This window comes from Mesorhizobium sp. M0159, from assembly GCF_040322295.1.
In the GTDB taxonomy this organism is placed as follows: domain Bacteria; phylum Pseudomonadota; class Alphaproteobacteria; order Rhizobiales; family Rhizobiaceae; genus Mesorhizobium.
In genome coordinates this window covers 1-7,189 of sequence record NZ_JAMYTF010000101.1, presented here as the reverse complement: position 1 = coordinate 7,189, position 7,189 = coordinate 1, and the positions used below count along the sequence as shown (strand labels likewise).

11 protein-coding genes and 1 tRNA gene are annotated in these 7,189 nt (G+C 61.9%); 11 read left to right on the top strand and 1 reads right to left on the bottom strand.

Features of this window, described 5'->3' with window-relative positions:
- Positions 1 to 86, top strand: an 86-nt coding sequence (locus NKJ32_RS34775) for an EF-Tu C-terminal domain-related protein (RefSeq protein ID WP_455749504.1), incomplete at its 5' end; no start/stop codon positions are given.
- Between the two features lie 185 nt (positions 87 to 271).
- On the opposite strand, the gene NKJ32_RS34770 is transcribed toward NKJ32_RS34775, so the two are convergent.
- Positions 272 to 799: a hypothetical protein gene (locus NKJ32_RS34770; RefSeq protein ID WP_352830420.1), complete on the bottom strand. Its 528-nt coding sequence runs from the start codon at positions 797 to 799 to the stop codon at positions 272 to 274.
- On the opposite strand from NKJ32_RS34770, the gene NKJ32_RS34765 reads away from it, so the two are divergent.
- The 10 genes from NKJ32_RS34765 (at position 767) to rplL (ending at position 7,108) form a co-directional block, all read left to right on the top strand.
- Positions 767 to 1,963: a hypothetical protein gene (locus NKJ32_RS34765; protein ID WP_352830415.1), complete on the top strand. Its 1,197-nt coding sequence runs from the start codon at positions 767 to 769 to the stop codon at positions 1,961 to 1,963. The two genes, NKJ32_RS34770 and NKJ32_RS34765, sit on opposite strands and share 33 nt — an antisense overlap.
- 102 nt (positions 1,964 to 2,065) lie before the next feature.
- Entirely contained in the window at positions 2,066 to 2,548 is a 483-nt protein-coding gene (locus NKJ32_RS34760; protein ID WP_023680437.1) for a group II truncated hemoglobin, read from the top strand.
- 145 nt (positions 2,549 to 2,693) lie between these two features.
- Positions 2,694 to 3,197: a hypothetical protein gene (locus tag NKJ32_RS34755; protein ID WP_031213131.1), complete on the top strand. Its 504-nt coding sequence runs from the start codon at positions 2,694 to 2,696 to the stop codon at positions 3,195 to 3,197.
- Between the two features lie 77 nt (positions 3,198 to 3,274).
- Positions 3,275 to 3,350: transfer RNA gene (locus NKJ32_RS34750), tRNA-Trp, on the top strand.
- A 364-nt stretch (positions 3,351 to 3,714) separates the two neighbouring features.
- The gene (gene secE / locus NKJ32_RS34745; protein WP_023680439.1) at positions 3,715 to 3,918 is read left to right on the top strand and encodes a preprotein translocase subunit SecE; all 204 of its coding nucleotides are present in this window, start codon (positions 3,715 to 3,717) and stop codon (positions 3,916 to 3,918) included.
- A gap of 27 nt (positions 3,919 to 3,945) precedes the next feature.
- On the top strand, positions 3,946 to 4,473 hold the full coding sequence (gene nusG, locus NKJ32_RS34740; protein ID WP_006333333.1) for a transcription termination/antitermination protein NusG: 528 nt from the start codon (positions 3,946 to 3,948) through the stop codon (positions 4,471 to 4,473).
- A gap of 160 nt (positions 4,474 to 4,633) precedes the next feature.
- Positions 4,634 to 5,062 (top strand): 50S ribosomal protein L11, encoded by a 429-nt coding sequence (rplK, locus tag NKJ32_RS34735; protein ID WP_023680440.1) that lies wholly within the window; start codon positions 4,634 to 4,636, stop codon positions 5,060 to 5,062.
- 4 nt (positions 5,063 to 5,066) lie between these two features.
- On the top strand, positions 5,067 to 5,765 hold the full coding sequence (gene rplA, locus NKJ32_RS34730; protein WP_023680441.1) for a 50S ribosomal protein L1: 699 nt from the start codon (positions 5,067 to 5,069) through the stop codon (positions 5,763 to 5,765).
- A gap of 392 nt (positions 5,766 to 6,157) precedes the next feature.
- Entirely contained in the window at positions 6,158 to 6,676 is a 519-nt protein-coding gene (gene rplJ / locus NKJ32_RS34725) for a 50S ribosomal protein L10 (RefSeq protein ID WP_008875657.1), read from the top strand.
- A gap of 54 nt (positions 6,677 to 6,730) precedes the next feature.
- A complete protein-coding gene (rplL, locus tag NKJ32_RS34720) occupies positions 6,731 to 7,108 on the top strand; it encodes a 50S ribosomal protein L7/L12 (protein ID WP_023680442.1) in 378 nt (125 codons plus the stop codon).
- The last annotated feature ends 81 nt before the right edge of the window (positions 7,109 to 7,189 follow it).

The following is a 7,189-nucleotide window of genomic DNA, read 5'->3' as shown; positions in this document are numbered from 1 at the left end:
TCGCCATGGAAGAGAAGCTGCGCTTCGCCATCCGTGAAGGCGGCCGCACCGTCGGTGCCGGCATCGTCGTCACCATCAAAGAGTAGTCGCCGGCGCTGCCGGTTGAGATCGGATGCAAAGGGGCGGTCTTCGGGCCGCCCTTTTTGATTCCGATATTCTGGCAATGGATTAACCGCATTGCTTCAAATCCTGTTGCAAGCGCCTCTGCCATAACTAGTATAGGTTGCATCGAGGGGGCTGCCCGAATGGTTCCATGGCGCCGTTTGCATAGTCAGGCATGGTGGTCGCTAGGGCTGATCTGCCTGGTGTCGTTGCTTGCCATGGGCCACGCTGCCTTCGCAGCGGATGCAAAGAAATCCACGCCGGAAAAATCCGCGCCGGATTTCGGCCCGACGATGCGGTTCGTCGTCGTGCGCAGCAGCGCGCCGGGCTGCGAGCCGACCTGTCCGGAATGGATATCGGCGGAAGGCTCGATAGAAGCCGGCACTTCAAACGCGCGCTGAAAGCGCTTGGCGGCCGAAAGCTGCCGATCGTCGTCGATTCCCCCGGCGGCAATGTCGAAGCTGCGCTGACACTTGGCCGCCTGATCCGCAAGAACAAGCTCGATATCGCCGTCGGTAAAACCGGCTTCGTCGGCTGTCTGCCAGATATGAAGAACTGCAAGGAAAACGACGGCAAGGGCGCCCGTTATTTCGGCGATGCCTATGCCAACGGCGCCATCTGTAATTCCGCCTGTCCGTTGATGTTTTCCGGTGGCATCCGGCGCGTGGTCGGGGAATGGGCCTTTCTCGGCGTCCATCAGATCACCACGACCTACATCCGGACGAAACTGCTGTACCGCACCACCTATCGCATGGTGAAGGGCAAGAAAAAGATCCTCAGCACCCGGATCGTCAGCCGAAGAGACGCCGGCAGCTACAAGACCTACGAGATGAACAAGCCGCTGGAGAGGCGGCTATCGGCCTATCTGAAGGAGATGGGTATTGATAAGGGCGTGCTGGATATCATGAAGGCAACGCCAGCCAGCGATATAAGGCAGATCAAGCCGGGAGATATGCTGGCGATGAAGCTCGTCACCAGCCTCGAGTCCGTCGACATCCTGACGGAAGCAGCCATATGCCGGCGGAGCCCGGCGCCGGCGAACTGCAAGGAAATCCCTGCGAATGCCAAGCCGGCCGAGGTGGCAGCGATCGATGCGAAGGCCAGACCTTCTCAACCGGCTCAAGTCCCACTTTCTCAGCCGGCGAAGGCGGCACCTACCCAGCCGGTCGAGGCAGCGCCAGGGAATGGGGCGCCGGAGATGCGCTTCGTTGTGGTTCGCGGCAGCAATCCGCTGTGCAATCCCAACTGCCCGGAATGGATCTCGGCGGAAGGCGCGATTACCGCTGACACGCCCGAAAAATTGCGCCAACTGCTTGACAGCGTCGGCGACCGGCGCCTGCCCATCGTTATCAACTCGCCGGGTGGTGATGTGCTCGGTGCTTTGGCGGCCGGAAGGCTGATCCGCGAACGCAAGCTCGACGTCGCTGTGGCGCGGACGGATTTCATTGGCTGCGAGCCGCGGCAGGCCGACTGCACGGCCGAAGACGGCGTCTACAACGGGCTGACGGTCGATGCCGGCGGCGGTTGCGGCTCGGCCTGTCCGATCATGCTCGCCGGCGGTGTCAAACGCCTGGTCGGCCCGCGTGCACAGTTGAGCGTGCATTCGGTAGGGCAGGAGCAAAAGGTCAAGGCCTATCTCGAGAACATGGCCATCGGCCCCGGTCTGTTTACCGCAATTCAGCTGTATTCAGTCGAACGGCAGCTCGAACTCGACAGGATGCTGAAATACGGGCTGATAACCGGGCATCAATCGGCAGACGAATTGACAGGCCCCGGCATCTGCAGATCGGGGCCACGGCCGGAAAACTGCCGCGAAGCCTCGGGCGCCAAGGCTCAGGCCAGCACGCCGGTCAAATCGTAACGCGGGCATTGCGGCCGACTGCCCATCGAGGCAGGTTGAGCGGCGCGCGATGTTTCCGCTATCGTCAGCCACGGTTGAAGACCAGCATGGGAGGGATCGCGAATGAGCCAGGATGTCCCGACATTGTTTGAATGGGCCGGCGGCTCCGAAGCGCTGAACCGCCTGACCCAGACCTTCTACGACAACGTCTCTCGGGACCCCATCGTCGGGCCGGTGTTCAAGCATATGTCGCCGGATCATCCCGCTCACGTCGCGGCTTTCATCGGCGAAGTTTTTGGTGGACCGAAAACCTACAGCGAAAAGCACGGCGGCCATCGCGAGATGGTGATGCATCATCTTGGCAAGCATCTGACCGAGGAGCAGCGCCGGCGCTGGATCAATCTTCTCGCCGACGCCGCCGACGAGATCGGGTTGCCTGACGATCCCGAATTCCGCTCGGCCTTCATGGCCTATGTCGAATGGGGATCGCGGCTGGCCAAGATGAACTCCAACAAGGGCCCGACCTGCGATCCCGAGACCGAACCAATGCCGGCCTGGGGTTGGGGGGTGCCAGGCGGCCCCTACAAGCCGCCTTCGGGAGACTGACCGGGGCGCGAATCGGTCGAAAACCCTGCCGCCAGGACCCGATTTGCGGGAAATGGGTGGCGGTGAATGGTTCGGTCCGCCAGGCTGGAACGGTTTGAGGCCACCGTGGCCGGCGGAGGCCGCGCTGAAAAACCGGAGGCCTGCGATGGGATCGGACAGCAAAGCAAATTCTGACAGCAACCGCGGAATCCGAAATCCGTTTGGCGTCATGGACGTCCCCACTCCCGACGACGAGGAGGTGTCGGCGTTCGCCGCCGGCGTGAAACTGGAGGGAACTCCAAGCGATGAAAATGCCGAGGCATCGGGCACCGAAAGCGACCGCGACCGCAACGACACCGTCGAAGGCAGCTGGTCCAGCCGATGGAACGGCGGTGCCGATCCCACGATCCCGGGCGATACCGAGGATAAATGGAAGTCCGGCCGGGGCGAGGTGAAGACGGCGGGAGAGAGGGTTTACCTGCTGTTCGATTGGCATGATGGCGTGCGCAAGGGGCTCATCGATGCGCGGCGGCAGGGTGCGAAAGGGCTGGTCGGAAAATATATCAATCTGACCGACCCGAAAATCGTGCGTCCCTGGGTCGGCTTGATCGTCAGCAATCAACGGATCGACGGGAAATGGCCGGGAGGACGCCTGGACTTTCGAAGATGAAGGCCGGGTAGCGCACGTCGCTCTTTACAGAGCGCGCGGAAGCTTTTAGGAAGCGCCTGCTGCGCCGACATGCGCATACGGGCATAGCTCAGTTGGTAGAGCGGCGGTCTCCAAAACCGCAGGTCGTAGGTTCGAGCCCTGCTGCCCGTGCCATTCTTTGAATGGATACCTAAAAACGATTCTTTTGCAGTGCGGCCTTTGAAAACCGGCTTGTGACTTGCCATATAGCATAAGTTGCGGCATAAGGGCCGCATAGCCGGGACGGAACGACTGGATGGTTCCGAGGCGGCGTTTGGGCATAAAGCGGACACTTGCCACTTGCGTGGATCAAGAATCGGTTTTATGTAGACGAAACAGACACGCGACGCGTGGAGCTGGGAAGCCGGCTTTACGCGTCTGATTTGCATGGGCGAAATGATTGCGCTGATTCGGCGCGAACGCACGCTCAAGCGGCACGTCCCGGCCAGCGGGATCATCCAGGAGACCCGGCCAACGGGTCTTGCAGACAGAGCGGCATATGGCTTCGAAAACCACAAATCCTTTCACCTTTCTCCAGCAGGTTCGCGCGGAGACCGCCAAGGTCACTTGGCCGTCGCGGCGCGAAACGATGATCTCGACGGTGATGGTCCTTGTGTTCGCGGTCATCGCGATGATCTTTTTCTTTACCGCAGACGTGGCCATGGGCTTTGCGGTCGAAAAAATCCTCGGCCTCGGACAGTAAGTCCGGCGATTACGGAGAAGTCTTGAAATGACCGCGCGGTGGTACATCGTCCACGCCTACTCGAACTTTGAAAAGAAGGTTGCCGAGGACATTGAGAACAAGGCCAAGCAGAAGGGCCTGTCCGCCGACATCGAGCAGATCGTGGTGCCGACCGAGAAGGTGGTCGAGATCCGCCGCGGCCGCAAGGTCGATGCCGAGCGCAAGTTCTTTCCGGGCTATGTGCTGCTGAAAGCCAATCTGACCGATGCCGTGTTCTCGCTCGTCAAGAACACGCCGAAGGTCACCGGTTTCCTGGGCGACTCCAAGCCGGTGCCGATCACCGAAGCCGAAGCCCAGCGTATCCTGAACCAGGTTCAGGAAGGCGTCGAGCGGCCGAAGCCGTCGGTGACGTTCGAGATCGGCGAAGCGATCCGCGTTTCGGATGGACCATTCGCGTCGTTCAACGGTTTCGTCCAGGAAGTGGACGAAGAGCGGGCGCGGCTCAAGGTGGAAGTTTCGATCTTCGGGCGCGCCGTGCCGGTCGATCTGGAATTCGGACAGGTCGAGAAGGGCTGATCCGAAATCCCTGCACCGGTTTCGGCGGCAGGGAAGGCGGCGCGGAGATCGCGCGGCCAAAAACGGGTGGGAGGCGAATGCGGCTTTAGCCGGCCGCGCGGACCGCACCACCAGACTGCAACCGCCGGCAAGACCGGCATGAGAAAAGGCAGGAAGAGAGATGGCTAAGAAAATTGCAGGCCAGCTCAAGCTCCAGGTTTCCGCGGGATCGGCCACGCCGTCGCCCCCGATCGGCCCGGCGCTTGGTCAGCGTGGCATCAACATCATGGAGTTCTGCAAGGCGTTCAACGCGCAGACCCAGGAAATGGAAAAGGGCTCGCCGGTTCCGGTCGTCATCACCTACTACCAGGACAAGTCGTTCACCTTCGTCATGAAGACGCCGCCGGTGAGCTACTTCCTGAAGAAGGCTGCCAACCTGAAGTCGGGCTCGAAGGAGCCGGGCAAGGTCAAGGCTGGCACGATCGGCCGCGACAAGGTGCGCGCCATCGCCGAGCAGAAGATGAAGGATCTGAACGCAAACGACGTCGAGGCGGCCATGCGCATGGTCGAGGGCTCCGCCCGCTCGATGGGTCTGGAAGTGGTGGGCTGAGATCATGGCAAAGATTGCAAAGCGTGTATCGAAGACCCGCGAAGGCATCGATCCCAACAAGGCTTATGCTTTGGGTGAGGCGCTGAAGCTGCTCAAGGATCGCTCCTCGGTGAAGTTCGACGAGACGATCGAAGTCGCGATGAACCTCGGCGTCGACCCGCGCCATGCCGACCAGATGGTCCGCGGCGTGGTCAACCTGCCGAACGGCACCGGCCGCAGCGTTCGCGTCGCCGTGTTCGCGCGTGGCGACAAGGCCGAGGAGGCCAAGGCCGCCGGCGCCGACATCGTCGGAGCCGAGGATCTGGTCGACATCGTCCAGAAGGGCACGATCGACTTCGACCGCTGCATCGCCACGCCGGACATGATGCCGCTGGTCGGCCGTCTCGGCAAGGTGCTCGGTCCGCGCGGCATGATGCCGAACCCGAAGGTCGGCACCGTCACCACCGACGTTACCGCCGCCGTCAAGGCATCGAAGGGCGGCGCCGTCGAGTTCCGCGTCGAGAAGGCCGGCATCGTTCACGCCGGCGTCGGCAAGGTCTCGTTCGACGTCAAGGCGCTGGAAGAAAACGTCCGCGCCTTCGCTGACGCGGTGACCAGGGCAAAGCCGGCTGGTGCCAAGGGCAACTACGTCAAGAAGGTGTCGGTCACCTCGACGATGGGCCCGGGCCTCAAGCTCGACGTCTCGACGCTCGCAGCGTCCTGATACGAACAATTGGATCGGCCGCTAAAACGCTGATCCGTGAAAGAATTCCGGGCCTCCGACCTGTCGGCGGCCCGGTACCGGAAGTCGAAAGGCTTCCGGACATCCTGTCCGAGATTGCAGGCGGCCCCCAAGCCTTAGGTGATGTGGGCCTTAATTCATGTGGGCCTGCATGAGACGGGTGAAGACCGGACAAAGGAGCCACAAGCTCCAATGAAAGGTTCGAACCGTGTTTGCCTTTTGTCTGCGCACCGTCCGGCTTGCCGGCAGGTGTGGCGAAAGGGGGCAGGATCCTCGAGCGTCGTTCGGGAGATCCGTTACTGGATGGCCCGGCCGGCAAAAGGCAACCCGACGCCTGTCCTTCGTAGAGGGCAGGGGTCAACTGGAGATAGGCAGTGGACAGAGCGGAAAAACGCGAACTCGTCACGGGCCTGAATGATGCGTTCTCAAGCGCTGGTTCAGTCGTCGTGGCCCACTACGCCGGTATCACCGTCGCGCAAATGAACGACCTTCGGTCGAAAATGCGCGCCGCCGGTGGCACCGTCAAAGTCGCGAAGAACCGTCTCGCCAAAATCGCTCTTCAGGGCACGGACTCCGCATCGATCATCGAGCTGTTCAAGGGACAGACGCTGATCGCCTATTCGGAGGATCCGATTGCGGCGCCGAAGGTCGCGTCCGATTTCGCCAAGGGAAATGACAAGCTCGTCATTCTCGGCGGCGCAATGGGTACCACCTCGCTCAATGCCGACGGTGTGAAGGCACTCGCCACACTTCCGTCGCTCGATGAGCTGCGCGCCAGGCTGGTTGGCATGATCGCCACGCCGGCAACCCGGATCGCCCAGATCGTCAATGCGCCTGCGGCTTCGGTCGCGCGCGTCATCGGCGCTTACGCCCGGAAGGACGAGGCGGCATGAGGCCGTTCCTCGCTATCACAAACACACGTTCGAACCTTATGAAGGAACATTGCAATGGCTGATCTGGCAAAGATCGTAGACGACCTTTCGAAGCTGACCGTCCTCGAGGCGGCCGAGCTGTCGAAGCTTCTTGAAGAAAAGTGGGGCGTTTCCGCCGCTGCTCCGGTGGCGGTTGCCGCTGCCGGCGGCGCTGCGGCCGCTGCTGCTCCGGTCGAGGAAAAGACGGAATTCGACGTCGTCCTCACCGAGGCAGGCGCTCAGAAGATCAACGTCATCAAGGAAGTTCGCGCCATCACCGGTCTTGGCCTCAAGGAAGCCAAGGACCTGGTCGAGGCGGCTCCGAAGCCGGTCAAGGAAGCCGTTTCCAAGGCCGACGCGGACAAGTTCAAGGCCCAGCTGGAAGCAGCCGGCGCCAAGGTCGAACTGAAGTAAGCGTTGAGTACCGGGGGGCGGGGGCGGGCCCGGCGGCCCCCCCATATGGGGGAGGGGGGGGGGGGGGTCGGCGCTCTAGGG